General features: G+C 67.1%; 23 protein-coding genes and 2 pseudogenes. 16 read left to right on the forward strand and 9 right to left on the reverse strand.

What is annotated here, in order from left to right; genetic code table 11:
* Both BST40_RS17145 and BST40_RS17150 read left to right on the forward strand, forming a co-directional pair.
* On the forward strand, positions 1–409 hold a 409-nt coding region (locus BST40_RS17145; RefSeq protein ID WP_244174406.1), incomplete at its 5' end, for an MmpS family transport accessory protein.
* Positions 409–1,050 (forward strand): DUF2561 family protein, encoded by a 642-nt coding sequence (locus tag BST40_RS17150; RefSeq protein WP_075548774.1) that lies wholly within the window; start codon positions 409–411, stop codon positions 1,048–1,050. The genes BST40_RS17145 and BST40_RS17150, both read left to right, overlap by 1 nt.
* A gap of 255 nt (positions 1,051–1,305) precedes the next feature.
* On the opposite strand, the gene qcrB is transcribed toward BST40_RS17150, so the two are convergent.
* The 4 genes from qcrB to ctaE are packed head-to-tail and all read right to left on the reverse strand — an operon-like array spanning position 1,306 to position 5,685.
* A complete protein-coding gene (qcrB, locus tag BST40_RS17155; protein WP_075548775.1) occupies positions 1,306–2,964 on the reverse strand; it encodes a cytochrome bc1 complex cytochrome b subunit in 1,659 nt (552 codons plus the stop codon).
* Positions 2,961–4,190 carry a cytochrome bc1 complex Rieske iron-sulfur subunit gene (qcrA, locus tag BST40_RS17160; protein WP_083154918.1) on the reverse strand — a complete coding sequence of 410 codons (1,230 nt, stop codon included), beginning with the start codon at positions 4,188–4,190 and terminating at the stop codon, positions 2,961–2,963. The genes qcrB and qcrA overlap by 4 nt, the downstream gene beginning before the upstream one ends.
* The gene (gene qcrC / locus BST40_RS17165; RefSeq protein ID WP_075548776.1) at positions 4,187–5,035 is read right to left on the reverse strand and encodes a cytochrome bc1 complex diheme cytochrome c subunit; all 849 of its coding nucleotides are present in this window, start codon (positions 5,033–5,035) and stop codon (positions 4,187–4,189) included. Before qcrC ends, qcrA begins: the two co-directional genes overlap by 4 nt.
* A gap of 38 nt (positions 5,036–5,073) precedes the next feature.
* Positions 5,074–5,685 carry an aa3-type cytochrome oxidase subunit III gene (ctaE, locus tag BST40_RS17170; RefSeq protein ID WP_075548777.1) on the reverse strand — a complete coding sequence of 204 codons (612 nt, stop codon included), beginning with the start codon at positions 5,683–5,685 and terminating at the stop codon, positions 5,074–5,076.
* 90 nt (positions 5,686–5,775) lie between these two features.
* Here ctaE and trpD point away from each other — a divergent pair, with 90 nt between their 5' ends.
* Positions 5,776–6,936, forward strand: a complete 1,161-nt coding sequence (gene trpD, locus BST40_RS31775; protein WP_083154899.1) for an anthranilate phosphoribosyltransferase — start codon at positions 5,776–5,778, stop codon at positions 6,934–6,936.
* Here the strand turns inward: trpD and BST40_RS17180 are convergent.
* Positions 6,874–8,988: pseudogene (locus tag BST40_RS17180) on the reverse strand (DEDD exonuclease domain-containing protein); the annotation flags it as partial. The gene trpD and the pseudogene BST40_RS17180 overlap by 63 nt on opposite strands.
* Between BST40_RS17180 and BST40_RS17185 the strand changes: the two are divergent.
* The 4 genes from BST40_RS17185 to pimB all read left to right on the forward strand — a co-directional run bounded on the left by BST40_RS17185 (position 8,973) and on the right by pimB (position 12,599).
* On the forward strand, positions 8,973–9,242 hold the full coding sequence (locus BST40_RS17185) for a hypothetical protein (RefSeq protein ID WP_240316434.1): 270 nt from the start codon (positions 8,973–8,975) through the stop codon (positions 9,240–9,242). The pseudogene BST40_RS17180 and the gene BST40_RS17185 overlap by 16 nt on opposite strands.
* Positions 9,243–9,417: 175 nt before the next feature.
* Complete coding sequence (gene ripC / locus BST40_RS17190; RefSeq protein ID WP_075548778.1) at positions 9,418–10,578, forward strand: peptidoglycan hydrolase RipC; 1,161 nt, start codon at positions 9,418–9,420, stop codon at positions 10,576–10,578.
* A gap of 73 nt (positions 10,579–10,651) precedes the next feature.
* The gene (locus BST40_RS17195) at positions 10,652–11,446 is read left to right on the forward strand and encodes a hypothetical protein (RefSeq protein ID WP_425270701.1); all 795 of its coding nucleotides are present in this window, start codon (positions 10,652–10,654) and stop codon (positions 11,444–11,446) included.
* A 10-nt stretch (positions 11,447–11,456) separates the two neighbouring features.
* Complete coding sequence (pimB, locus tag BST40_RS17200; protein ID WP_075548780.1) at positions 11,457–12,599, forward strand: GDP-mannose-dependent alpha-(1-6)-phosphatidylinositol monomannoside mannosyltransferase; 1,143 nt, start codon at positions 11,457–11,459, stop codon at positions 12,597–12,599.
* Here pimB and BST40_RS17205 read toward each other — a convergent pair.
* A complete protein-coding gene (locus BST40_RS17205) occupies positions 12,596–14,398 on the reverse strand; it encodes an AMP-dependent synthetase/ligase (protein ID WP_083154902.1) in 1,803 nt (600 codons plus the stop codon). The genes pimB and BST40_RS17205 overlap by 4 nt on opposite strands.
* 157 nt (positions 14,399–14,555) lie before the next feature.
* Between BST40_RS17205 and BST40_RS17210 the strand changes: the two genes are divergently transcribed.
* The 5 genes from BST40_RS17210 to BST40_RS17230 all read left to right on the forward strand — a co-directional run bounded on the left by BST40_RS17210 (position 14,556) and on the right by BST40_RS17230 (position 17,997).
* Positions 14,556–14,945 (forward strand): polyketide cyclase / dehydrase and lipid transport, encoded by a 390-nt coding sequence (locus tag BST40_RS17210; protein WP_075548782.1) that lies wholly within the window; start codon positions 14,556–14,558, stop codon positions 14,943–14,945.
* A gap of 121 nt (positions 14,946–15,066) precedes the next feature.
* Complete coding sequence (locus BST40_RS17215) at positions 15,067–15,504, forward strand: SRPBCC family protein (RefSeq protein WP_023364872.1); 438 nt, start codon at positions 15,067–15,069, stop codon at positions 15,502–15,504.
* Positions 15,497–16,774, forward strand: a complete 1,278-nt coding sequence (locus tag BST40_RS17220) for an ArsA family ATPase (RefSeq protein ID WP_083154904.1) — start codon at positions 15,497–15,499, stop codon at positions 16,772–16,774. Before BST40_RS17215 ends, BST40_RS17220 begins: the two co-directional genes overlap by 8 nt.
* Positions 16,771–17,172 carry a hypothetical protein gene (locus BST40_RS17225; protein WP_075548801.1) on the forward strand — a complete coding sequence of 134 codons (402 nt, stop codon included), beginning with the start codon at positions 16,771–16,773 and terminating at the stop codon, positions 17,170–17,172. Before BST40_RS17220 ends, BST40_RS17225 begins: the two co-directional genes overlap by 4 nt.
* Before the next feature lie 87 nt (positions 17,173–17,259).
* Complete coding sequence (locus tag BST40_RS17230; RefSeq protein WP_075548785.1) at positions 17,260–17,997, forward strand: lysophospholipid acyltransferase family protein; 738 nt, start codon at positions 17,260–17,262, stop codon at positions 17,995–17,997.
* On the opposite strand, the gene BST40_RS17235 is transcribed toward BST40_RS17230, so the two are convergent.
* A complete protein-coding gene (locus BST40_RS17235; RefSeq protein WP_083154907.1) occupies positions 17,998–19,284 on the reverse strand; it encodes a glycosyltransferase 87 family protein in 1,287 nt (428 codons plus the stop codon).
* A gap of 101 nt (positions 19,285–19,385) precedes the next feature.
* Here BST40_RS17235 and BST40_RS17240 point away from each other — a divergent pair, with 101 nt between their 5' ends.
* From BST40_RS17240 to BST40_RS17250, 3 genes and pseudogenes are all read left to right on the forward strand, one after another.
* Entirely contained in the window at positions 19,386–20,252 is an 867-nt protein-coding gene (locus BST40_RS17240) for a hypothetical protein (RefSeq protein WP_083154909.1), read from the forward strand.
* A 21-nt stretch (positions 20,253–20,273) separates the two neighbouring features.
* Positions 20,274–20,777: pseudogene (locus BST40_RS17245) on the forward strand (polyadenylate-specific 3'-exoribonuclease AS); the annotation flags it as partial.
* 136 nt (positions 20,778–20,913) lie between these two features.
* Positions 20,914–22,302 carry a class II 3-deoxy-7-phosphoheptulonate synthase gene (locus BST40_RS17250; RefSeq protein WP_075548788.1) on the forward strand — a complete coding sequence of 463 codons (1,389 nt, stop codon included), beginning with the start codon at positions 20,914–20,916 and terminating at the stop codon, positions 22,300–22,302.
* A gap of 94 nt (positions 22,303–22,396) precedes the next feature.
* On the opposite strand, the gene BST40_RS17255 is transcribed toward BST40_RS17250, so the two are convergent.
* Positions 22,397–23,650: a protein kinase domain-containing protein gene (locus tag BST40_RS17255; RefSeq protein WP_089025191.1), complete on the reverse strand. Its 1,254-nt coding sequence runs from the start codon at positions 23,648–23,650 to the stop codon at positions 22,397–22,399.
* Positions 23,651–23,845: 195 nt separating this feature from the next.
* Between BST40_RS17255 and BST40_RS17260 the strand changes: the two genes are divergently transcribed.
* Positions 23,846–24,250 (forward strand): Rv2175c family DNA-binding protein, encoded by a 405-nt coding sequence (locus BST40_RS17260; RefSeq protein WP_075548789.1) that lies wholly within the window; start codon positions 23,846–23,848, stop codon positions 24,248–24,250.
* 18 nt (positions 24,251–24,268) lie between these two features.
* Here BST40_RS17260 and BST40_RS17265 read toward each other — a convergent pair whose 3' ends face one another.
* Positions 24,269–25,810, reverse strand: coding sequence for an alpha-(1->6)-mannopyranosyltransferase A (locus tag BST40_RS17265; RefSeq protein ID WP_075548790.1), 1,542 nt, complete (start codon positions 25,808–25,810; stop codon positions 24,269–24,271).
* Positions 25,811–25,812: the final 2 nt, after the last annotated feature.

Raw genomic sequence — 25,812 nt, forward strand, 5'->3', positions numbered from 1 at the left:
GATCCCGACAGCGACGGAGACGCAGACCGTGACCGTGACGCCTCCGCCCCCGCCGCCAGCGACGACCCCGCCGGCACCGCCTCCGTTGACGACGACGGCGGCGGCACCACCGCCCACAACCACCACCACTCCGGCTGGCCCGCGACAAGTCACCTATTCGGTTACCGGCACCAAAGCGCCCGGTGACATCATCTCGGTGACCTACGTCGATGCTTCGGGGCGCCGGCGGACGCAGCACAACGTCTACATTCCATGGTCGATGACCGTCACACCGATCTCACAATCTGACGTGGGCTCGGTGGAGGCGTCCAGTCTTTTCCGGGTCAGCAAACTCAACTGCTCAATCACCACGAGCGACGGGACGGTGCTGTCATCGAACAACAACGACGCACCGCAAACGAGCTGCTGATGCTCGGCAAATACTCCGCATACCGGCGTGGGCCGGACGGCATCGTGGCTCCAGCCGTCGTCGACCGCATCCTGATCGGCGCGTGTGCGGCGGTCTGGCTGATGCTGGTCGGCGTAAGCGTCGCCGCAGCGGTCGCGCTGGCCGACCTCGGACGGGGCTTTCACAAGGTGGCGAGGGACTCCCACACCACGTGGGTGTTGTACGCCGTCATCATCGTCTCCGCGTTGATCATTGCGGGGGCGATTCCGGTGCTGTTGCGGGCTCGCCGCACGTCGGGGGCCGAGTCGGCACCGAGGCCGGCGCCGCCACGTGCGCTTGGCAGACCACCGGCTGGACCGGGGAAGCCCGCGGTGCCCACGGTCGGCGGCTCGACCCGCCGAGATCAAGTTCGTGCTTTCGAGGCGGCCGCCGAGCGGTCCGGTGAAGCGGTGGATCGCATCTGGCTGCGGGGAACCGTCGCGCTGACCGGTGCCATCGGCACCGCCTTGATCGGTGCGGCGTTGGCAACATATCTGATGGCCGTCGGTCACGACGGCGCATCATGGGCCAGCTACGGCGCCGCGGCGGTCATCACCGCAGGGATGCCGGCGATCGAGTGGTACCACGTCCGGCAGCTGCGCCGCGCAGTCGCCGAGCGATAACCCGACCCGGCAACCGGCAATCGCCTGGTTCTTGCCTTGACCGGTCATCCGGCGGTGGCACGCCGACGGTCACCGGGTAGCCGGGTGCGGCATTGCACACCGAGGCGTTGCGCAGTGAGCGGGGCCGCATCCGCGACGAGTGCGCACCTGCGACTGGCCGCTGTGGAGCAGCTCCCGGAGTCCAGGCTGGTCGACAGCCCGGGCCGAAACGAAGCCGGCGCAGGGGTGGTGCCTGGCTTGCCGGCCGTCTCGTCCCTAGTGCTGGCCGTGCTCGTCGTTGGGCGAGCCGGCGATACTGTCCTGGTATTCGCGCAGCGCGGTCAGGGCACGTTGCTCGGCGGCATGACCGGCCTCCCGCAGCGCCGCGTCCTCCGATGCCGGATCTGCGGACAAGAAGCTGCCACTACCCGGCGCGCCGGCCGACCCAAGCTTGTTCATTCGCTTGGGAACAGCAGCGCCCTGGTACTCCAGCGGTAGCGGATGACCGTGGTCGTCGACCGGGCCGAGCGGCTGGTGCAGCTCGATGTAGGCCCCATGCGGCAGCCGCTTGATGATGCCGGTCTCGACGCCGTGCTCGAGCACCGACCGGTCACTGCGCTGCAGTCCGATGGACCACCGGTAGCTGAGGAAGTACACGAACGGCGGAAGCACCACCATGCCGATGCGGCCGATCCAGGTCGTCGCGTTGAGCGAGATGTGGAACTTGTACGCGATGATGTCGTTCATGGCGGCCAAGGTGAGCACCATGTAGAAGGCGATGGCCATCGCGCCGACCGCGGTCCGGACCGGGGCGTCGCGTGGCCGCTGCAGCAGGTTGTGATGCGCGTAGTCGCCGGTGAACCGCTTCTCCAGGAACGGGTAGACGATCAGCAGCACAAAGATCAGGCCCATGATCAGCGCCACCCACACCGCCGCGGGAATGGTGTGGTGCCAGAAGTAGAACTCCCACGGCGGCCAGATACGAGCCAGCCCCTCGGTCCACATCATGTAGAAGTCGGGCTGCGAGCCGGCCGACACCTGTGACGGCTTGTACGGACCCAGATTCCAGATCGGGTTGATCTGCAGCAGGCCACCCATCAAGCCCAGCACGCCGACGATCGCGGCGAAAAATGCGCCGGACTTGAACGCGAACACCGGCATGACCCGTACGCCGATCACGTTGTGCTCGGTCCGGCCGGGGCCCGGGAACTGGGTGTGCTTCTGAAACCACACCAATGCCAGGTGCAAACCGATCAGCGCCAGGATGATTCCGGGCAGCAGCAGAATGTGCAGCGCATAGAGCCTGGGAATCAGGATGGTGCCCGGGAAATCCCCGCCGAACAGCGCCCAGTGCAACCAGGTGCCGATCACCGGCATGCCGAGCGTGATCGACGAAAGCGCTGCCCGCAGGCCGATACCCGACAGCAGGTCGTCCGGCAGCGAGTAGCCGAAGTACCCCTCGAACATCGCCAGGATCAGCAGCAGCGACCCGATGACCCAGTTGGCCTCGCGCGGCCGCCGGAAGGCCCCGGTGAAGAAAATCCGCGCCAGGTGCACCATGATCGCCGCGGCGAACATCAATGCGGCCCAGTGGTGGATCTGGCGGACGAACAACCCGCCCCGAACTTCGAACGAGATGTCCAGTGCCGTTTCGTAGGCGCGTGACATCTCGACGCCGCGCAAAGGTTGATAGACACCGTTGTAGGTGACCTCGGTCATCGACGGGTCGAAGAACAGCGTCAGGTACACGCCGGTGATCAGCAGGACGATGAAGCTGTACAGCGCGATCTCACCGAGCAGGAACGACCAGTGGGTCGGAAACACCTTGTTCAGCTGTCGGCGCAGCGCGGCCGAAGGGTGATACCGGGTGTCGATGTCCTCGGCTTGACGGGCCAGCACATCACCGATTTTCGGAGGACGGAGATTAGGACTCATGATGTTGTGCGCTCCCAGAATGCCGGTCCGACGGGCTCGACGAAATCGCCGTTGGCGACGAAATATCCGTTGGAGTCGATAGTGATCGGCAGTTGCGCCAACGCGCGGGCCGCCGGGCCGAATATCGGCTTGGCAAAGTGCAGCGCGTCGAACTGCGACTGGTGACACGGGCACAGGATTCGATAGGTCTGCTGTTCGTACAGTGATGCCGGGCAACCCAAGTGCGAGCAGACCTTGGTGTAGGCGAAGAATTCGCCGAAGTTGAAGCTCTCCTGGCCTTGACGTTTGACCATTTTGCCCAAATCGCTTGGCTTGATACGGATGAGCATCACCGGATTGCGAATTCCCATCGCGATGGCCTGCAACTTCTCGTGGGATTCCACGGTGGTGCCATCACCATCGGATTCCCGCCAGGGGAACACCGTCTCCATGCCGCCGGCGTCCATATCCTCGGGGCGCATTTTGATAAACGGTGGCCCGTCGTGCAAACCGGTGGCCCTCGCCAGATAGATCGTCTCTCCCTTGTAGCGCGGGGTCCACCCGGACGTCCACAGCTCGGCCTTCATGCCCTCGGCGGTGGGGACGACCGGCTTCCACGGGTTCTTGATCAGGCCACCGGCAAACGCAACCAGGGTGCCGAGCCCGAATGCGCCCAATCCCATGCCCAAGGACAGCCCGACGAGCTTGCGGCGCCGGATTGTCGAGCTCTCGAAGGCGTCGGTCAGATTGGCCACCACCGTCTTGCGGTCGATCTCGCGAGACGCGCCGTCGTGCCGGTCCTGGACCGTAATCTCTTCGGGGATAAAGCGTTTCTGGAACAGCACCGCCCCGATTGCGATTGCCAGGATGGATAGCCCAAAGGTCAGTCCGTACAGCGGGGTGGCGAGGGAGTACAGGAAACTTCCGGACTCTCCCGTGGCTTTGTACTGCCATGGCCAGAAGAGGAAAATTAGCAGCAGGGCGAGTCCGAATGCACCGCCCAGCAAAAGCCAAACCGCGACTCCGCGCTCGGCGCGTTTCTCGGCCTTGGTGCCCTCGATCGCCCAGCGGGGTTCCTTGTAGGCGATCTGGACACCGTCGAGTTTGCCGCCCAGGTCGAGCAGTTCCTGCTGCGACATCGCGGCCAGCGCAGCCTCGTCCGGCTCATGGGCCGCGCCGGTGCCCTTGTCGGTGTCCGAGCCGACGCCGGTTTTGGCGTCGCCGGTCACGGGAGAGCCGTCGCTCATGATCGCGCCCCAATCCACAGTGCCAGCCCGATGGCGGCGACCATGCCGATGATCCACATCGCCATCCCCTCGGGCGCGGGTCCGAATCCGCCAAGTCCGTAGCCACCGGGCGACCGCTCCTCGGCGACCGTACGCACGTAGGCGATGATGTCCTTTTTCGCTTCGAAGGACAGCTGGCGGTCGCCGAACTTCGGCATGTTCTGCGGCCCGGTTAGCATCGCCGTCAGGATTTGCTGCTCATTGGCGGGCCCCAGGTCGGGGGCGTATTTGCCTGACGACAGTGCGCCGCCCTTGCCGGTGAAGTTGTGGCAGGAGGCGCAGTTGAGGCGGAACAGATCGCCGCCGCGCCCCAGGTCGTCTCCTCGCAGGGATTTGGTGGCGATGCTGCCGTCGGGATTGCGGACCACGGTGGGGCCGCCGCCGTTGGCCTGCACATAGGCGCCGAGTGCGTCGATCTGTGTCTCGTCGAAGATCGGCTCCTTGCGCTGCGCCTGAGCCTCACCCCGCATGGCGGGCATCCGACCCGTCGAGACCTGGAAGTAGACGGCCGCCTCGCCGACGCCGATCAGGCTGGGCCCGTGATCGGGCACGCCCTGCAGGTTGGCCCCGTGGCAGGACACGCACGAGGTGTCGAACAGCTGCTTGCCGGTGCGAAGCAGCGCCGAGGACGACTCGTCGGCTACCGCCAGCTGCGGGGTGGGCGTCAGTACGGCGGCCAGGCCGCCCGCGACGGTGAGCGCTATCAGCAGCAGCAACCCGCCCGACAACCGCCGGTGGAGGCGTCGCCGCGAGCGATTGTTCCGTTGCTCGCTGCCGCCGGATCGGGTGAATCCCAGTCTTTTCAACTGAGCACTCCTATTCATGCCTGTTCGGGGGGGCCGGCTCATCGGATGAAATAGATCACGGTGAACAGCGCGATCCACACGATGTCGACGAAATGCCAGTAGTAGGAGACGACGATGCTGGCGGTTGCCTGCGCGGGGGTGAACTTGCTCATCCCGGTCCGGACCAGCAGGAAGATGAAGGCGATCAAGCCGCCGGTCACGTGCAGCCCGTGGAAGCCGGTGGCCAGATAGAACACGCTGCCGTAGGCGCTGCCCGGGATGGTCGTCCCGTGGGTGGCCAGGTGGTAGTACTCGTAGGCCTGGCCCAGGATGAAGAACAGACCCATCAGGAATGTGATCACATACCAGCGGCGCAGCCCGAACACGTCGCCACGCTCGGCGGCGAACACTCCCATCTGACAGGTGAACGACGACGCGATCAACACCAGCGTCACCGGCACCGCTTGATAGAGATTGAGTTCGGTCGGCGGCGGCGGCCACTTCCCGCCGGACTGAGCGCGCGCGGTGAAGTACATAGCGAACAGGCCAGCAAAGAACATCAGCTCACTGGAAAGCCACACTATGGTGCCGACACTGACCATGTTCGGTCTGTTCAGCGAATGCACGCGCGACGTGATGGCAGTACCCGAGGTCCCTACAGCACTCGTCACATCCGCAAGTATGACGCTTTGTAGTTGTCGAACTCTACCCGGGGCACAAATTCGCCTTCCGCGCGTCGTTTCACAGCCGTGCGCCGCCGCATGCCCGGCGTCGCCGGCCGCGCGTTGGGCGGTGGCCGGCCGGCATGCGACCATCGGCGCGTGGCTCGGTCAGGTGCAGGATCTCCCGGTGGTCGGCCCCCGCGGGCGTCGGCTTCGGCGACCTCCTGGCCGCAGGTTCTGGGTCGCTTGACGGCCGGGGGCAATTTGGCGCGGGGCCAGGCGGCCTGGGCCATGGATCAGATCATGGCCGGCGCCGCCCGGCCGGCCCAGATCGCCGCGTTCGCGGTGGCGATGACGATGAAGGTGCCCACCGCCGACGAAGTCGCCGAATTGGCCGCCGTGATGCTCGACCACGCGCGTCCGATGCCGGCCCACGCCGTTCCCCAGGACGCCGTCGATGTTGTCGGTACCGGTGGCGACGGGATCAACACGGTCAACCTGTCCACGATGGCGGCCATCGTGGTGGCCGCCGCCGGTGTGCCCGTGGTCAAACACGGCAACCGGGCGGCGTCGTCGTTGTCCGGGGGGGCCGACACCCTGGAAGCGCTCGGGGTGCGCATCGACCTGGACGCCGATCAGGTGGTGCGCAGCCTCGAGGAAGTCGGGATCGGCTTTTGCTTTGCGCCGCAATTCCATCCGTCGTACCGGCACGCTTCGGTGGTGCGCCGCGAGATCGGCGTGCCCACGGTGTTCAATCTGCTTGGGCCGCTGACGAATCCGGCGCGGCCGCGGGCCGGGTTGATCGGCTGCGCGTTCGCTGACCTTGCCGAGGTGATGGCCGGGGTGTTTGCCGCCCGCCGGTCCAGCGTGCTGGTGGTGCACGGCGACGACGGGCTCGACGAGCTGACCACGACGACCACCAGCACGATCTGGCGGGTGCAGGCGGGCACCGTCGACAAACTGACTTTCGATCCCGCGGGATTTGGCTTCGCACGTGCCGAGCTCGACGAGCTGCTGGGGGGCGACGCGCAGGCCAACGCGGCCGAAGCCCGCGCCGTGCTGGGCGGGGCTCAGGGCCCGATCCGAGATGCGGTGGTGCTCAACGCCGCCGGCGCGATCGTCGCCCATGCCGGGCTATCCAGCCGGGCTGAATGGCTGCCCGCATGGGAGGACGGCTTGCAGCGGGCCAGCGCGGCGATCGACAGCGGCGCGGCCGAACAGTTGCTCGCGCGATGGGTGCGGTTCAGCCAGCAGCTCTGAGCTGTCGGCCTGGCGGTGCGGCGGGTCCTGGTGCGGGGAGTGCCGCCCCATCGGGCCGGGTGCCTGCTCGACGGCCAGCCGCGCCGAACGGGCCGATGCCGCCCACGCCACCCAGGCGCCGGCGCAGCGCAACGGTGTTGCCCAGCCCGCCGTTTCGGCGGCGCCCCCGGCAACCGGAATTCCGGTGACCCGCACGATGCGCACCCCCGGCGCCGCGAGCCAGCGGGCGATGAGCGCGGTCTCCTCCACCAGCGCGCCGCCGAGTGGCGCCTCGGCCGGAATAATCGCCTGGGCACCGGCCTGCAGGGCGTCGACCACCGGCATCGGTGGCACCCCGCGCCGGGCGGCACCGGCCGCGGCCAGCTGGCCGTGGCGGATGACAGCAAACTGGTAGCCACCACCGCCGTCCGGCGCCGCGGCGATCAACTCCGGTAGGGCGGCCAGCGCCCGCAACCGCTGACCACGCCACAGCGTCTCGATCGCGGTGGCGATATGGTCGCGCAGCCGCGCCGCGCTCTCGTAACGATGTCGTTCCGCCAGGGCGGTGACCTGCTGGACCGCCGCGGCCAGCGCGGTGTTGTCGCGTCCGTCGATTAAATCCGTCGCGCGCTGCACGGTCTCGGCGTATTGCTCGGCGGTCACGTTCCGGGCGGCGGGACAGGGCGACACTTCCAGCTCGGGACAGGCCGGGCCGTGCAGAGCCGACCGCGCCAGCCGCTTGGCACAGGTACGGACCCCGGTGAAGCGCGCCAGCAGGGCTGCCGTCTCGGCGGCGTCGGCCCGGGACCGGTACGGGCCGATGACCCGGTCGTGTCGCGGGGCTCGAACCACCGACAGGCGCGGAAACGCTTCCTCGGTGAGCGCCACCCACCACCAGCGCAGCGGAAATCTCGATCGGCGGTTGTACGGGGGTGCATGTGCGGCCAGCATTCGAAGCTCACGCACGCCGGCTTCCAGTGGGTGCGCGCACTCGACGTGGTCCACGGCGGTGGCCAGCGTGACCATTTCTTTGATCCTGCCGCGCGGGTCGGCGCCGTTGAAGTATTGGCTGACCCGGCGGCGCAGGTCGACCGCGGTGCCGACGTAGAGCACCTCGCCCGACGGTCCGCGAAACACATAGATTCCCGGCCGGTGCGGCAGACCGTGGGCCAGCACCCGTTTGCGGCGCTGCGCCGGGCTCACGTTGGGCAGATACGAACGCAGGTCGGCGAAGGTGTGCACGCCCTGGTTGCCGACCCGCTCGATCAGGGCATGCAAGACGTCGACGGTGGCACGGGCATCGTCGAGGGCGCGGTGGGTGGGTTGGGTGGCAACCGAGAACAGCCGCGCCAATGCGGCCAACCGCACACTGGGCGCTTCCTCTCGGCTCAACACCCGCCGCGCCAGGCGGACCGTGCACAGGACTTTCGGCCGCGGCCAGGTGATGTCGCATTGCCGCGCGGCGGCCCGCAGGAACCCGGTATCGAACCCCGCGTTGTGGGCGACCAAGACCGAGTCGCCGGCGAACTCGAAAAACATCGGCAGAACGGCGCTGATGACGGGGGCGTCACGCACCATGGCCGTGGTGATCCCGGTCAGCTGCACGATCTGGGGCGGGATGCTGCGCTGCGGGTCCACCAGCGTGGCGAACTCGCCGAGGACGGTCCCGCCGCGCACCTTGACCGCCCCAATCTCGGTGATGGCGTCCGGCGGGGCCGCCTCGGTGCCCATGGTGCGGCCACCGGTGGTCTCCAAGTCGACCACTACGAAGGTGGTCTCCCGTAGCGGCAATAGCTCGTCGGAGGGCGGGCCCGGAGCCCCCGCCGCGTCGATGCCGGGAAATGCGAGCGGGTCGAGCCCGGCGAGACTCAGTTGAGTTCCGACGCTCGCACCCATGGCGGTGACGTTAGGCAGCCGCACCGACAGCCGACGGTTCCCACGCCGGGCACGGGTCGGCAGCGCTCGATCCTCACCGCGCCCGAGTTGTCGGTGCCGGCGATTAGCCTTCGGCGCGGCCCCAATTGCGATCGAACGTCTTACCGAAAGGACCGGGATTGATGGCATGGAACGCATGGCACAGCGGTGGCGAATGCTCTGGCGGCGCAGCCGAACCGGGGGAGGTGGTGATCGACTGTGACGAGTGCGCGGTGCGGGGAAGTGCCTGCCGCGATTGTGTGGTGAGTGTCTTGCTCGGGGCGCCCGACACGTTGTTGCACGACGAGCAAGCCGCCCTCGAGGCACTCGCCGATGCCGGGTTAGCTCCGAGATTGCGTCTCGTCCCGATCCGGCGTGGCCGGGGGCCGGGTGCTGCGTCGGGTGTTGCCTGATCGAGCCTGTATGGTGGTGGAGCGCAAAGTCGCGCTCTCTCACAAGAAAATGACAGAAATCTTGCCATTTTCTTAACTCCCCCCTTTGGACAAAAGCCGAGACCATTTCGTAACCTGTTTGAGACCTAAACCAGCTCGACGGCGCTAGGCCGATGGCAGTTTAAGGAAGCAAATCTTGAGGCTCGACTGTAGGCATTCGATCGCGCGCGTCATCAAGCGGTCCGCAGTCGGTTCGTTGGCGGGCTTCACCGTGTTGTCCGGCATCCTGGCCGCGAGTGCGATGGCCGACCCCGCCGACGACGCGCTGGCGAAACTCAACGAGCTATCGCGGCAGGCCGAACAGACCACCGAGGCGATGCACAGCGCAGAACTCGACCTGAACGCGAAGCTTGCGGCGCAGCAGGCCGCGGAAAAGAAGCTCGCCGACGACCAGGCCGCGCTCGCCGCCGCGAAAGCGCGCCTGGCCACCTTCCAGACCGCCGTCAACAAGGTCGCGGCCGCCACCTACATGGGTGGTCGGACCAACGGTTTGGATGCGATCTTGACGGCGGAATCGCCGCAGCTGCTGATCGACGGTCTCTCGGTGCAGCGGGTGATGGCGCGGCAAATGTCCACGCAGATGGCCGGTTTCCGGGCCGCCGGAGAACAGGCCGCCAAGGCTGAGCAGGCTTCGGTCAAGTCGGCTGCCGATGCCAAGTCCGCCGCCGAACAGGCCGCGGCGGTGCGGGCCAATCTGCAGCACAAGCAGAGCCAGCTGCAGGTGCAGATCGCCGTCGTGAAGTCGCAATATCAGGCCCTGACGCCGGAGCAGCGCACCGCGCTCGCCGACCCGGGACCGATTCCGGCGCGGGTACCAGACGTTCCCGGGCCGGCGCCCGAAGGTCTGCCACCGGGCGCTCCGCCCGAGGGTGCGCCTACCCCCGGCGAGGCGCCCGCTCCCGGCGGAGTGTCCGATACACCGTTCCTGGCTCCTGGCGGCGGCGGTGGCGGCGACCGGGCGACCGTGGTGCAGGCGGCCTTGACCCAGATCGGCACTCCGTACGCATGGGGTGGCGCCGGGCCCGGCGGTTTCGACTGCTCCGGACTGGTCATGTGGGCGTTCCAGCAAGCCGGGATCGCTCTGCCGCACTCCAGTCAGGCGCTGGCCCATGGTGGTCAGCCGGTGGCGCTGTCGGACCTGCAGCCCGGTGACGTGCTGACCTTTTATTCCGACGCCTCACATGCCGGCATCTACATCGGCGACGGTCTGATGGTCCACTCGTCCACCTTCGGCCAACCGGTGCGGGTAGTGCCGATGACCGCCTCGGGCCCGATCTACGACGCCCGTCGCTACTGACCACCTCGTGGCGTGGCTTCGCCGCCGGCCCCGGTGGCTGTCGATCACGCTGGCCTTCGTCTTCGTGGCCGAGCTGGTTGCGGCAACCGCTCTGCCGGCCCCGGTACGCGACAGCTCGGCAGCACCGCCGGCGGCGCGAGTCGACGACGCCGGCCTCACCCCGGTGGTCGTCGGTGGCCGCACCGTCCGGCTGATCGGCCTCGGCGGCGCGGACAGTGAGCCCCTGCTATCCCGTGTCGCGGCGAACCTTGGTCCCGCGATCGACGCGGTTGCGGCCTTCTGGGGCACCGATTGGCCGCACGAGATCTCGGTGGTGGCCGCCGATTCCGATGACCAGTTCCGTACTGCCGCCGGCGGCGGGCCGGCGTCGCAGTGGGCCGATATCGCGGCGGTGACCGTCGTCGAGCACGTCGATACCGCCCGCCGGACCGCCGCCGGCCAACGGATCGTATTCGCGCCGGGCGCGGGCCGCTTGAGCCAAGCTGCGCTGCGAATTGTGTTGACGCATGAGCTTTTTCACTACGCCGCGCGTGTCGACACCGCGCTCGACGCACCGCGCTGGCTGACCGAGGGGGTGGCCGATTTCGTCGCCAGACCGGCGTCCAGGCCGCCCGTCGATGTGCTGCCCCGGGCGCTGCCGTCAGATGACGACCTGGACACCGCGGGACCGCGGCGTTCACTGGCGTATGACCGGGCGTGGTGGTTTGCCAGGTTCGTCGCGCAGATCTACGGGACGACCGCGTTGCGCGGGCTCTACCTGGCCGCGTGCGGTGCCGGACACCCGGATTTCGCAACCGCCGCGCGCACCGTACTGAAGACCGACCCTGCCGGGCTGCTCGCCCGCTGGCAGGGATGGCTGGCCGATTGACCTGACGCAGGTGAGCCGGGTCCTGCTGGTAACCAACGACTTTCCGCCCAGACGTGGCGGCATTCAGTCCTACCTCGGAGAGTTCGTCGGGCGGCTGGTCGAAGCCGGATCGCACTCGGTGACGGTGTACGCACCGCAATGGAAGGGGGCGCAGGCATACGACGACGCGGCCCGTGCAGCCGGCTATCGCGTGGTGCGTCATCCCGGCACGCTGATGCTGCCCGCGCCGGCCGTCGACAGCCGCATGCGCGCCCTGATCGCCGAGTACTGCATCGATACCGTCTGGTTCGGGGCTGCCGCCCCGCTGGCGCTGCTGGCGTCGCGGGCGCGCCGGGCCGGTGCCACCCGGATAGTGGCCAGCACACACGGCCATGAAGTGGGGTGGTCGATGCTTCCGGTCGCGCGGTCGGTGTTGCGCCGAATCGGGGACAGCGCGGACGTGGTGACCTTTGTCAGTCGCTACACCAAAGCCCGGTTCGCGCCCGCCTTCGGACCCGGCGCGGCGCTGGAATACCTGCCGCCCGGGGTGGACAGCGACCGATTTCGGCCGGACCCGGCCGCGCGCGCCGAACTGCGTCAGCGGTACCGGCTGGACGAGCGGCCCGTGGTGGTGTGCGTGTCCCGGCTGGTGCCACGCAAGGGTCAGGACACGCTGATCAAGGCGCTACCGGCGATCCGCCGGCGCGTCGACGGGGCCGCGCTGGTGATCGTCGGGGGCGGCCCTTACCTACCGGCGTTGCGCAAGTTGGCGATGGACTGCAAGGTGGCCGACCACGTGACGTTCACCGGCGGCGTGCCGGACGACGAGCTACCGGCGCATCACGCGTTGGCTGACGTGTTCGCGATGCCGTGCCGCACCCGCGGTGCCGGATTGGACGTCGAGGGCCTGGGGATCGTGTTTCTCGAGGCGTCGGCAAGCGGCGTGCCGGTAATCGCCGGCGAATCCGGCGGGGCCCCGGAAACCGTGCAGCACAATAAGACTGGGCTGGTTGTCGACGGCACCTCGGTGGACAAGGTGGCTGATGCCGTCACCGATTTGCTGATCGACCGCGACCGCGCCGCCGCCATGGGCGCTGCCGGCCGGGAATGGGTAACGGCCACCTGGCGCTGGGACATACTGGCGACCCGGCTGGCCGGCCTGCTGGGCGGCTAGCCGCTGGTATAGATCGCCTCGATCTCGTCGGCGAACTTCTCGGCCACCACCTTGCGCTTGACCTTCATCGTCGGTGTCAATTCGCCGGTGTCCTCGGTGAAGTCCACGCCCAGAATGCGGAACTTGCGGATCGACTCGGCATGCGACACCGACAGGTTCGCCTGCTTGACGGCCGCATCGATTTCGGCCACCAGGTCGGGATCGGTGGCCAAGTCGCCCACCGACGCGTCGGCGGGCTCGCTGTTGCGCTGCTTCCAGCCGGCGAACGCCTCCGAGTCGATGGTGATCAGCGCGCCGATGAACGGCTTGGCATCTCCGACCACCATTGCCTGACTGATCAGCGGGTGTGCCCGCAGCTGGTCCTCCAACACGGCGGGGGCAACGTTCTTACCGCCGGCGGTGACGATGAGCTCCTTTTTGCGGCCGGTGATGGTCAAGAAGCCGTCCTCGTCGATCGCGCCCAGATCACCGGTGCGGAACCAGCCGTCGGTGAAGGCCTCCGCGGTGGCCTGCTCGTTGCGCCAATAGCCGGTGAACACCACGCCGCCGCGCACCAACAGCTCCTGGTCGCCGGCGATGCGTAAGCTGTTGCCGGGCAACAGCTTTCCGACTGTCCCGATCTTGAGGGCGCCCACCTGGTTGACGGTGATCGCCGCGCTGGTCTCGGTCAGGCCGTACCCCTCGTAGATGGTCAAACCCACGCCGCGGTAGAAGTGGCCCAGCCGCGCGCCCAGCGGCGCCCCGCCGGAGACCGCAGCATGGCAGTCGCCGCCGAGCGCCGTACGGAATTTGTGATAGACCAGCCGGTCGAAAACGGCATGTTTGGCGCGCAGCAGCAGTCCGGGGCGGCCGCCGTCGCAGGCCCGGCTCCAATCGACCGCGGTCTGGGCGGCGCGTTTGAAGATCGCTCCCTTGCCGTCGTTGACGGCATTTTGCTCGGCGGTGTTGTACACCTTCTCGAAAACCCGAGGCACCGAGACCACCACCGTGGGTTTGAACACCGCGAACTGCGGCAGCAGGTTCTTGATATCGCTGGTGAACCCCACGGTCACTTTGCTGGCGAACGCCGACAGCGTCAGCGACCGGGCCAGCACGTGGGCGAGCGGCAAGAACACCAGGAGCCGCTGTCCCGGGCACAACAGCGTGGGCAGGCATTCCCGGGTGCCGCGGATCTCGTGCAGCAGGTTGGAATGGGTGAGCTGACAGCCTTTGGGTCGTCCGGTGGTGCCCGAGGTGTAGATCAGCGTGGCCGCGTCGTGGGCCCGCAGCGCCTCGAGGCGAGCCGTCAGTTCCGTCGGGTCAACCGACGTGCCCTCCTGTTCGAGCTGGTCGAGCGCCTTGCGGCCGGAACCGTCGATATGCAACACCCGGCGCAAGGCGGGCAGGTCGCCGGCCAACTCGGAGACCATCGCGGCATGCGCGTCGGTTTCGGCGAACGCCAGCACGGCTTCGGAGTCCTGCAGCACCCAGCGGACCTGCTCGGCCGACGACGTCTCGTAGATCGGCACCGTGACCGCACCCACCGCCAGGATGGCCAGGTCCAGGATCGCCCACTCGTAGCGGGTGGCCGAAAAGATCGACACTCGATCACCGGCCTGGACCCCGAGCGCGATCAAACCCAATGCCGCACCATGGATCTGATGCGCCGCCTCGGCGCACGTCACGTCAGTCCAGACACCGCCGACGAGGCGTTGGTAGATGACGTACCCGGGATCGTCGCGCTCGTGCTCGAATACCATGGCCGCGACGTTGTCGCGCTCGCCGACGGAAAAGCGGGCAGGGACACTGTACTGACGCACCTTGTTGACCTCGCTCCAACTGACGTTTTTGCGGGTAGCCCCCCTCACCCCAGCCTAGCCGGGCATTAGGGCGGCCAGGTGGTTGCTGGTCGGGTGGCTTTGCCGACCGAGCCGAGCGCCGTTGGCCGTCGATGCGGGGGTGTGTGAAGCTGTGGCTATGAACAGCATCCAGATCGCGGACCAGACGTATGTCGCCGCGGATGGCGCACGGGTGGGAGCTGCGATCGCCGACCCGTCGAAGTGGCGCCGGTGGTGGCCTGATCTGCGGCTGGAGGTCACCGAGGACCGCGCCGACAAGGGCATGAGGTGGGCGGTTACCGGGGCATTGACCGGCACCATGGAAATCTGGCTGGAACCGTCGATGGACGGGGTGGTGCTGCACTACTTCCTGCACGCCGAACCGACCGCGGCGGCGGCCTGGCAACTGGCCCGGATGAATCTGGCCAAAATAACCCACCGCCGCCGGGTGGCAGCGAAGAAAATGGCGTTCGAGGTCAAAACCACAGTGGAACAAGCACGCCCCGTCGGGGTTTCTCCGGTAGTTTAACCGGGTCGAGTGGGCTCGAGTGAGGCTCAAGCTGGGCATCGGGAGTAGCCTTTGTGCCGGATGGCGGGTATTCCCGACGAATCGACGCGCAGTGCGAGGAAACGGGAAAGGGATTTGCCAGGTGGCGGACAAGACGAGGCAGACGATCTACATCGACGCGGCTCCAGGCGAGGTGATGAAGGCGATCGCCGACATCGAGGCTTACCCGGAATGGATTTCGGAGTACAAGGAAGTCGAGGTCCTCGAGGCTGACGACGAGGGATACCCGCAACGGGCCAGGATGTTGATGGACGCAACCATCTTCAGGGACACCTTGATCATGGCCTACCAGTGGCCGGCGGACCGCCAATCGCTGAGCTGGACTCTGGAATCCAGCTCCCTGCTGAAGTCTCTCGAAGGTTCATATATCTTGGAGCCCAACGGTTCTGGAACGGATGTGACCTATGAGCTCGCCGTCGACCTCGCCGTCCCGATGATCGGGATGCTCAAGCGCAAAGCCGAACGCAGGTTGATCGACGGAGCGTTAAAGGATCTGAAGAAACGAGTCGAGGCTGAGTGAGTCCAGTGAATTCCGGGCGTCAGCCCCGGCCCGGATCAGTCTCTTCGTCGGTAAAGGCGGGGTAGGAAAATCCACACTGGCGGCCGCCACCGCGGTTTGTGATGCCGGTGCTGGTCAGCGAGTGCTGCTGGTATCCACCGACCAGGCGCACTCACTGGGTGATGTGCTGGGCATCTCGGTGCCGCCAACCGGCCGGGGCGAGCCGGTCCGCGTTCTCGCCGATCTTGAACCCGGGCGATCCGGGTCCGACGGCGGCTTCCTCGACGCCTTGGCGCTGGACACCTTGGCGCTGCTCGAGGACCGGTGGCGAGACGTCGTCGACGCCCTGGACCGGCGATTCCCCGGTTCCGAGCTGAGTAGCGTTGCGCCAGAAGAACTCTCGGCGTTGCCCGGGATTCAGGAGGTGCTCGGGCTGCACGCCGTCGGCGAGCTTGCCACCAGCGGACGTTGGGACCGCGTCGTCGTCGACTGCGCGTCGACCGCGGATGCGCTGCGAATGTTGACGCTGCCGGCGACCTTCGGGATGTACGTGGAGCGCGCGTGGCCACGCCATCGTCGGCTCGCCATCGACGACAACCGGTCCGCCGCACTGGTGGAGTTGCTGGAGCGCACCAACGCCAGCGTGGACCGGCTCAGCGTCATGCTGACCGACGGTGACCTGGTAGGCGCCCATCTGGTGCTGACCCCGGAGCGGGTGGTAGCCGCCGAGGCAGCCCGCACGCTGGGTTCATTGGCGCTGATGGGGATACGCGTCGAGGAGCTGCTGATCAATCAGGTGCTGGTCCGGGACGAGACCTACGAGTACCGCAGCCTTCCCGACCACCCCGCCTTCTACTGGTATGCCGAACGCATCTCCGAGCAACGCGCCGTCCTGCAAGAACTCGACGCCACCATCGGTGACCTGGCGCTGGTGCTGGTTCCGCACCTGTCCGGCGAGCCGATCGGCCCGAAGGCGCTGGGCGGCCTGCTCGACAGTGCCCGCCATCGCCGAGGGTCGGCGCCGCCGGGCCCGCTGCGCCCTATTGTGGACCTGGAATCCGGGTCGGGGCTTGAGTCGGTATATCGTCTGCGGCTAGCGTTGCCCCAGCTCGATCCCGGTTCGCTGGCGCTGGGCCGCGCAGACGACGATCTGATCATCAGTGCCGGCGGGGTGCGGCGCAGAGTCCGGTTGGCGTCCGTACTGCGCAGATGCACGGTGCTGGACGCGCAACTGCGGGGCAGCGAGCTGACCGTTCGATTTCGACCCAATCCGGAGGTGTGGCCGACGTGACCGGGGTTCATACCGAGGTTGGTCCCGAACTGCGCAAGCTTGCACAGGCAATCCTGGATGCGATCGACCCCGCGATGCGCGCGGCGGCCTCGATGGCATCCGGGTCGGCCGGTGGCAAAGCGGCCGCCAAGTGCCAACAGGTGTGGTGTCCGGTATGTGCGCTGGCGGCGGTGGTCGGTGGCGAACAGCACCCGCTGCTGACGGTGATAGCCAACCACAGTGTCGCTTTGCTCAACGTGATTCGCGCCATAGTCGACGACATTGATCGATCGCCGAAACCGCCGCCGGAGGATCCGCCCGGCGGTGGCCTCACCAGCGAGACACCGCCGGAGAACCGATCCGCGGACACCAGTGCGAAAACGCGCTACCAGCCCATCCCGGTGAGTTTGCAGGAGTGAGCCGCCGCCCGACGCAGGTGGTCGCAGCCACGGCAGATAGGTACAGTTGGCCCAGACATTGTTCCGGTGCGGGCGAGAGGGAGGGCCATGTGGTACTACCTTTTCAAGTACGTTTTCATGGGCCCGCTGTTTATTTTGCTCGGCCGGCCGAAAATCGAAGGTGCGGAAAACATTCCGAGTTCCGGCCCGGCGATCCTCGCCAGTAACCACCTTGCCGTGGCTGACAGCTTCTACCTTCCGTTGGTAGTCCGCCGCCGGATCACGTTTCTGGCAAAGGCCGAATACTTCACCGGCGCCGGGCTCAAGGGCTGGATCAACCGCTGGTTCTACAGCGTCTCCGGGCAGGTGCCCATCGACCGCACCAACGCCGACGCCGCGCAGGCCGCCCTGGAAACCGCCGAGGGCCTGCTGCGTCGGGGCAAGCTGCTGGGCATGTACCCCGAAGGCACCCGGTCGCCCGACGGTCGCCTCTACAAGGGCAAGACCGGCCTGGCGCGGCTGGCGCTGCACACCGGGGTTCCGGTGATTCCGGTGGCGATGATCGGCACCAACGTCGTCAACCCGCCGGGCAAAAAGATGTTGCGGTTCGGCCGGGTGACCGTTCGTTTCGGCAAGCCGATGGACTTCACCCGGTTCGAGGGACTGGCCGGAAACCACTTCATCGAGCGGGCCGTCACCGACGAGGTGATGTACGAGCTGATGGGGCTTTCCGGTCAGGAGTACGTCGATATCTACGCAGCCAGCGTCAAAGACGGCAGCAACGGGGCCGGGGCTCATCCCGGCCCGAAGGACGCCGCCCGGATCCCCGAGACCGCGGCCGGCTGATCAGGCCGCGGCCGTCGACACCGGAGTCCGCGCGGGCTCGGGCGAGCGCTCCGTCGTCAGCCGGGTGGTCACGGTGAGACCGGCAACGACGATGACCGCCAGCGCCCACCACACATAGGACATCCCGGCGAGTTGACGCCACCACTCCGCGGTGGCTTCCCGGTGCTTGGGCAGCAGATCGATCGGCGTCCATCTCATCAGCGCCACCCCGGCGGCGGTGACCACGGCCAGCGCCGCATTTCGCCGTCGCCAGGCCAGCACCCCGGTCACCAGAACCGCCGGCAACATCCACACCCAGTGGTGCGACCACGAAACCGGGGATACCACCAACCCGAACAACGCCACGCAAATCACGGCCAGGGCCGGTTCGTCGGCCCGCAGCACTCGGCGCATCGCCCACACCGTCGCAACCAGCACCACCAGCGACAAGACCACCCACAGCAGAAAGCTTTCGTGCTCGCCGATCGGCAGCCGGGCCAGCGCACCCGCGATGTTCTGGTCGGTGTTCAACGAAGCCGAACCGATCCGGTCGGTGTGGTGCAAGGTATGGGTCCAGTACTCACGGGAATCACGCCACGCCAGGGCGAAACCGGCCAGCGTCGCAGCCGCGAAGGACGCCAGGGCTGTCAGCGCCGCCCGGCCGTCCCGGCGCAGCAGGAAGTAGAGCAGAAACACCGCCGGCGTCAGCTTCAGTGCTATCCCCAGGCCGAGCAGCAGGCCCCGCGGCCACGGCGTGCGGCGCGGGAAACAATCGAGGATCACCAAGGTCATGAGCACGGCGTTGATCTGACCGAAGGCGAAGTTGGAGCTCAGCGGCTCCAGCCAGATCGACGCCGGAGCCACGATGACCACCGCCAACCACAGCCGGCGCACCCAGGCCGGAGCGGGCAGCAGCGTCGAGGTAGGCCACACGTTCAGGCCGGTCAGCACGACCACCGTCGACACGATCAACACCACCAGCGTCAGCAGCGTGATCGCCACGCTGGCGGCCGGCATCTTCAACCAGGCGAACGGGCTGAACACCACCGCGGCCAGCGGGGGATAGGTGAACGGGAGGTCCAGCCCGATGGGTGTGTGGAACTTCACGTCGCCGCTGTACAGCGGACGCCCATCCAACCAGGCCTGTCCGCCCATCTGATAGATGTCGATGTCGATGCGGTAGGGGATGTGTCCGAACAACCGCCAGCCCACGTAGCCCAGTGCCCCGCCGGCGACCAGCCCAAGCAGGCACCATAACGAGACCCGCCCGAGTCGACTGCCCAGCTCGGGCGACCGCCATGTACTCATGTCACAGACAGCCTAATCGTTACCGAGGCGGTCGCTTGCCGCCACAGCGGGGCTCGGGCCGCTTAGGCCTCGCCTGCGCCGGCAGGCGTAGTTTTTGTGGGGTGCTCCAATGGCTGCAGCATGACATCATCGACCGCGGCCGACTGCCCCTGCTGTGCTGCCTGGTCGCCTTCATCCTGACCTTCTTTGTGACGCGCACCTGCGCCCGCATCATCCGTCGCCGCCCCAGCGATGCACCACCGCCCAGCTGGTGGCAGCCCCGCAATATCTACATCGGGTCCGTGCACGTTCACCACGTGGCCGTCGGTGTGCTGGTGGTGATGGTCTCCGGGTTGGCGCTGGTGACGCTCTCCGTCGACGGACGCGCACCCGAGTTCGCGGTGTCGGCGACATTTTTCGGAATCGGCGCGGCGCTGGTGCTCGACGAGTACGCGTTGATCCTGCATCTGTCCGACGTCTACTGGGAGGAAGACGGACGCACCTCGGTGGACGCGGTCTTCGCCGCCGTAGCCGTGGCGGGGCTGTTGACCCTGGGATTCCATCCGCTGATGTTCGTCCTGGCGATCTGGTCGGACACTAACTCCGTGATATGGCATGCCGCGCTGGTTGGCGGCGTGGTGCTGACGCTGCCGCTGGCCGTGGTGGTTCTGTTCAAGGGCAAGGTGTGGACGGGGCTGCTCGGCATGTTCCTGGTGGTGCTGCTGATCGTCGGCGCGATCCGGTTGTCACGTCCGCATGCCCCGTGGGCACGGTGGCGATACAGCGCGCGGCCGGACAAGATGCGCCGTGCCCTGCAGCGTGAACGTACCCTGCGCCGCCCCGTGGTACGGGCCAAGCTGTGGCTGCAATGTGCGATCGCCGGAACCCCGCGACGGCCCGACGAGCACGCGGTGGACGCCCGGTTGGACCTCGACATCCATCCGGCGCCGCCGCCGAAGACCGCCGAACGCCTGGTGACCGCGCGATAGGCTGCCCGGATAAACTGCGATGTGCGGTACTTCTATGACACCGAATTCATCGAAGACGGCCGCACCATCGATTTGATCTCCATCGGGATGGTCGCCGAGGATGGCCGCGAGTACTACGCCGTCTCAACGGAGTTCGACCCACAGCGTGCCGGTACCTGGGTTCGCTCCCATGTCCTGCCGAAGCTGCCGTCGCCGGGTTCGCAGCTGTGGCGCTCGCGCCGGCAGATCCGCCGCGACCTGGAGGCGTTCCTCGGTGTGGACGGCGGTGACCCGATCGAGCTGTGGGCCTGGGTGGGCGCCTACGACCACGTCGCCCTGTGTCAGTTGTGGGGTCCGATGCCGGGGCTGCCAACGGCGATACCTCGCTTCACACGGGAACTGCGGCAACTATGGGAGGACCGCGGATGCCCGCGACTGCCGGCGCGGTCGCGTGATGCTCACGACGCGCTGGTCGACGCGCGCGACCAGTTGCGACGATTCCGGATCATCACCTCGGCCGACAATGCCGGCCCGCATCCGGCACGCGGCGGAGGCCCGCCGGGCGGCTCCCGGGCACGGGCGGCCAGCGGGCCGGACCGGCGACCAGACCCGTCGGGACGACAGGATTGACAGCGACGTTCGCGCTGATCAGCGCAAGCCTCAACCCGGTTACCATGTACCGATGAACTGGACCGTCGATATTCCGATCGACCAGCTGCCGCCGTTGCCGCCGCTGCCCGCCGACTTGCGCACCCGACTGGACTCCGCGCTGGCCAAGCCCGCCGCCCAGCAGCCCAGCTGGCCCGCGGACCAGGCGTTGGCGATGCGCACCGTGCTCGAAAGCGTTCCGCCGGTGACGGTGCCGTCCGAGATCGTCCGCCTGCAGGAACAGCTGGCACAGGTCGCCAAGGGTGAGGCATTCCTGTTGCAAGGCGGTGACTGCGCGGAGACGTTTGTCGACAACACCGAACCCCACATCCGCGGCAACATCCGCGCGCTGCTGCAGATGGCCGTGGTGCTGACGTACGGCGCCAGCATGCCGGTGGTGAAGGTGGCCCGCATCGCCGGTCAGTACGCCAAACCGCGGTCGGCCGATATCGATGCTTTGGGCTTGAAGTCTTATCGCGGCGACATGATCAACGGCTTCGCCCCGGACGCGGCGGTGCGCGAGCACGACCCGTCGCGGTTGGTCCGGGCCTACGCCAACGCCAGTGCGGCGATGAACCTGGTGCGAGCGTTGACGTCGTCGGGCCTGGCGTCGCTGCACCTGGTCCACGACTGGAACCGGGAATTCGTCCGGACCTCGCCGGCCGGCGCTCGTTACGAGGCGCTGGCCACCGAGATCGATCGGGGCCTGCGGTTCATGAGCGCCTGCGGGGTTGCCGACCGCAATCTGCAGACCGCCGAGATCTATGCCAGCCATGAGGCATTGGTGCTCGACTACGAGCGGGCCATGCTGCGGCTGTCCGAAGGGGAGGATGGCGAACCGCAACTGTATGACTTGTCGGCGCACACCGTGTGGATCGGCGAGCGGACCAGGCAACTCGACGGCGCGCACATCGCGTTCGCCGAGGTGATCGCCAACCCGATCGGGGTCAAGATCGGCCCCACGATGACACCCGAGTTGGCAGTCGAGTATGTCGAGCGGCTCGACCCGCACAACAAGCCGGGCCGGCTGACGCTGGTCAGCAGGCTGGGCAACAACAAGGTCCGTGACCTGCTGCCGCGGATCATCGAGAAGGTGCAGGCCACCGGTCACCAGGTGATCTGGCAGTGTGACCCGATGCACGGCAACACCCATGAGTCCTCCACCGGGTACAAGACCCGTCACTTCGATCGCGTCGTCGACGAAGTGCAGGGCTTTTTCGAGGTGCATCGCGCTCTGGGCACCCACCCCGGCGGCATCCATGTCGAGATCACCGGTGAAGACGTCACCGAATGTCTCGGTGGCGCACAAGACATTTCGGAGAGCGATCTGGCCGGCCGGTACGAGACCGCGTGTGATCCGCGGCTCAACACCCAGCAATCGCTGGAACTGGCCTTCCTGGTGGCCGAGATGCTGCGCGACTAGGTCGGCGAGCAGACGCAAAATTCGGTGAAGCACGGGGGTTTTCGAGTATTTTGCGTCTGCTCGCAAGCGGGAGGCGGGGCCAACTCGCGGTCCGTTACAGCAGTCCGCCCAGATTGCTGCCGATTGTCCAGGCCGCGGTCGCGACCAGCCCGGTGATCGCGAGCACCACCGCCACCCAGATCAGCACCATGCGGCGGGCATGCTGTCGCGCCCAGATGAATTCGTCCATCGAGATGCCGGCGAATTGCCCTGACAGAGGCTGGTATTCATATTCTTCCGGTTCGGTATCCGGGCGGGCCGCCGATACCGGCTCGGCCCAGCTACGCGGTTCTCGGGTCAGTTCGCGCGTGGGGTGGCGAACCGGTGGCCGCGGCTGCTGGTCGATCCGGCTGCGCTGCAGCACGGCCGACCGGTGCTGGGCCGAGAACTGCGGCGCGGGCACCCGAAAGTCCGGGAGTGCCAGTTCCTCGGCGATCGACTCGAGATCGGCGCCCATCTCGATGGCGTCGGTGTACCTCTCGGCAGGGTCACGGCACGTCGCGCAGGCCACGAATTCATCGAATTGCGTTGGCACACCATCGATTACAGAGCTAGGTGGCGGCACGTCGCGGTCCAACCGCTGATAGGCGATCGACAATGCCGAGTCGCCGCTGAACGGCGTGTGTCCGGTCAGCAACTCGTAGGTGAGAATTCCGGCCGAGTAGACATCGCCGCGGGGGCCGGCCTGGCCGTCGCGCACCTGCTCGGGAGACAAGTACGCCGCGGTTCCCAAAATGACGCTGGCCGAGGTGATTCCAGCGGCCGCGACGGCCCGGACCAGTCCGAAATCCGCGATCTTGACCTCGCCGTCATCGGAGATCAACACGTTTTCGGGCTTGACATCGCGGTGCACCAGGCCGGCCCGATGCGCGGCTGCCAGCCCGCCCAACACCGGGCGCAGCACGGCCGCCACGGCATGCGGGGGCATCGGTCCTCGTTCGGCCAGCAGTTCGCGCAGCGTCCCGCCTTCGACGAGTTCCATCACCAGAAACGGGTGCCGGGCATCCAGCCCCTGGTCATACACCGCAACCAGACCGGGGTGCTTCAACCGGGCGACCGTGCGGGCCTCGAGTTGGAAGCGGGTGAGAAACTGTTCGTCACCCGCATAGCGGGAGTCCATCACCTTCAGGGCGACGGGGCGGTCCAGCCGGACGTCGAGACCGCGGTAGACCGTCGAGGTCCCGCCGCTGGCGATCTTGGCCTGGACCAGGTAGCGGCCGTCCAGCAGCGTGCTGTCCAACGGATCCGAAGTGCCGGCGTCGGCTCGGTGACGATGCGGGCCGGCACGGCCCGAGAAGGAGCCGGGCATTTCAGCGTCGGCTCGGTGACGATGCGGGCCGGCACGGCCCGAGAAGGAGCCGGGCATTTCAGCGTCGGCTCGGTGACGATGCGGGCCGGCACGGCCCGAGAAGGAGCCGGGCATTTCAGCTTCAGCCACGGGGCCATCGTAGGTGGCGGGGCGAATCGGATGAGACAATGTTGCACCAAGCTCTACACTTGCGCCGTGGGCAGCATTCCGGCCGGCGATGACGTTCTGGATCCCAACGAGCCAACCTACGACCTGCCCCGGGTCGCCGAACTTCTCGGTGTGCCGATCAGCAAGGTGCACCAGCAGTTGCGCGAAGGTCACCTGGTCGCGGTGCGGCGTGCCGGCGGCGTAGTGGTGCCGCAAGTGTTCTTCACCAATTCCGGTCAGGTGGTCAAGAGTCTGCCGGGCCTGTTAACGATCCTGCACGACGGCGGCTATCGCGATACCGAGATCGTGCGCTGGCTGTTCACCCCCGATCCGTCGCTGACCATTACCCGCGACGGCTCACGCGATGTCGTGAGCAATGCTCGCCCGGTCGATGCGCTTCACGCCCACCAGGCGCGCGAAGTCGTGCGTCGCGCCCAGGCGATGGCCTATTGAACGGGCCCATTGAGGGGCTTATTGAACGGGTTCCGTTGCGTCCCTTGGGGCAGCCGGCTCCGGCACCCGGTATAGCGAATACCAGGCCAGCAGCGCGAACGCGGTCGCCAGCCCGACGTGCAGCCAGGAATACATGCCGTGTGATCCGTCGGGTTTGAAGATCACCATGATCCAGGTCGAGAACCCGGCGATAGCCGCGATTGCCGGCCGTGACTGGGCCAGTGGTGCCACTATCGCCAGCGGCCAGGAGTAGTACCACGGCAGGGCGGCGGGGACGAACAACACCACGATCAGCATCGACCAGGCGATGCCGGCCAGCACCGCCCGGTCGTCGCGCCGAAACCGCCACCACAGCAGCGGCAGCGACACCGCGATGATCAGAATTCCGATGAACCTGGTGATCCGCAGCAAGGTGTAGAAATCGACGGTGAAGAAGTTTCTACCCAGAGCGTGGATCAGGTTCGCCGCTCCCGTCGGCACGGTCAACCAGTTGATGATCTTCACCGAGCCCGCCAGCGCGGTGAGCCACCCCAATCCGACGCCGGCCACCGCGGACAGCACCGCGAACACCGCCACGAATATCAGCAGCGACGCTGCCGCGGCGGCCAGGAACGCCTGAACCGACCGGTACCCCCGGTCGTCGCGCAGATGCCGCATCCAGACCCAGAACAGGAACGGCAGCGCCAGCCCGGCTGTGGCTTTGACCGCGATCGCCACCGAGATCAGCGTGATGCCCACGACATGGCGTCGCTGCATGGTGAGCGCGATGCCGGCGGCCATCAGGCCGACCATCAGCATCTCGTTGTGCACTCCACCCATCAGATGGATGAGCACCAGCGGGTTGAGCACGCAGGTCCACAGCGCGGTGGCGCCGTCGGCGCCGAGGTGTCGTGCCAGGCGTGGGGCCGCCCAAATCAACAGCGCCAGCCCGGGCAGCATGCACAAGCGCAACAGCATGGTCCCGGTGACCACGTTGTTGCCGACGATGATCGTGACGAGCTTGGCCACCAGAATGAACGCCGGACCGTAGGGGGCGGTAGTGATCGTCCAGATCGGGCTCACGTCGTCCAGCAACGCATTCGGGTTACCCACGGGCCCCACTGCATAGGGATCCAGGCCGTCGCGCAACAGTGCGCCCTGCGCCAGGTAGGAGTAGGTGTCCCGGCTGAAGACCGGCACCGACAGCAGCAGTGGCGCCAGCCAGAATGCGGTGGTGGCCCGCATGATGAACTCGGTTGCTTGGCCGGCGAGGACCTGCCGGCCCAGCCACAGCCACGCGATCAGCATCAGGCCCACGCCCGACCACAACACGATCGACGACAGCACCAGCCCGTGGCCGAAGCGCAGCCACGACATGTGAAGCGTCTCCAACAGCGGGTCGTGCTGGCGGGTGCTGCCGGCCCCCAACCCTCCCGCGGTGATCAGCACGGCCCCCAGGAAACCCAGCCAGGCGGGTTTGGCCTGCGGAGTGCCGGCGAATGCGAAAAATCGTGAAATGCGTTGGCTCACTGACAGTTTCGTTGCCAAGTCAGCTTCCGGCAGGGGCGTCGCGCTGGTCATCG

Origin of the sequence: Mycobacterium persicum, from assembly GCF_002086675.1 — a bacterium.
Classification (GTDB): Bacteria; Actinomycetota; Actinomycetes; order Mycobacteriales; family Mycobacteriaceae; genus Mycobacterium; species Mycobacterium persicum.

Coding starts and splice junctions, on each gene's coding strand:
- BST40_RS17185 (WP_240316434.1), top strand. CDS start 8,973: ATGGCATGGAACGCATGGCACAGCGGTGGCGAATGCTCTGGCGGCGCA.
- BST40_RS17250 (WP_075548788.1), top strand. CDS start 20,914: ATGAACTGGACCGTCGATATTCCGATCGACCAGCTGCCGCCGTTGCCG.
- BST40_RS17150 (WP_075548774.1), top strand. CDS start 409: ATGCTCGGCAAATACTCCGCATACCGGCGTGGGCCGGACGGCATCGTG.
- BST40_RS17265 (WP_075548790.1), bottom strand. CDS start 25,810: ATGACCAGCGCGACGCCCCTGCCGGAAGCTGACTTGGCAACGAAACTG.
- BST40_RS17230 (WP_075548785.1), top strand. CDS start 17,260: ATGTGGTACTACCTTTTCAAGTACGTTTTCATGGGCCCGCTGTTTATT.
- qcrB (WP_075548775.1), bottom strand. CDS start 2,964: ATGAGTCCTAATCTCCGTCCTCCGAAAATCGGTGATGTGCTGGCCCGT.
- trpD (WP_083154899.1), top strand. CDS start 5,776: ATGCCCGGCGTCGCCGGCCGCGCGTTGGGCGGTGGCCGGCCGGCATGC.
- BST40_RS17210 (WP_075548782.1), top strand. CDS start 14,556: ATGAACAGCATCCAGATCGCGGACCAGACGTATGTCGCCGCGGATGGC.
- qcrA (WP_083154918.1), bottom strand. CDS start 4,190: ATGAGCGACGGCTCTCCCGTGACCGGCGACGCCAAAACCGGCGTCGGC.
- BST40_RS17235 (WP_083154907.1), bottom strand. CDS start 19,284: ATGAGTACATGGCGGTCGCCCGAGCTGGGCAGTCGACTCGGGCGGGTC.
- BST40_RS17255 (WP_089025191.1), bottom strand. CDS start 23,650: ATGCCCGGCTCCTTCTCGGGCCGTGCCGGCCCGCATCGTCACCGAGCC.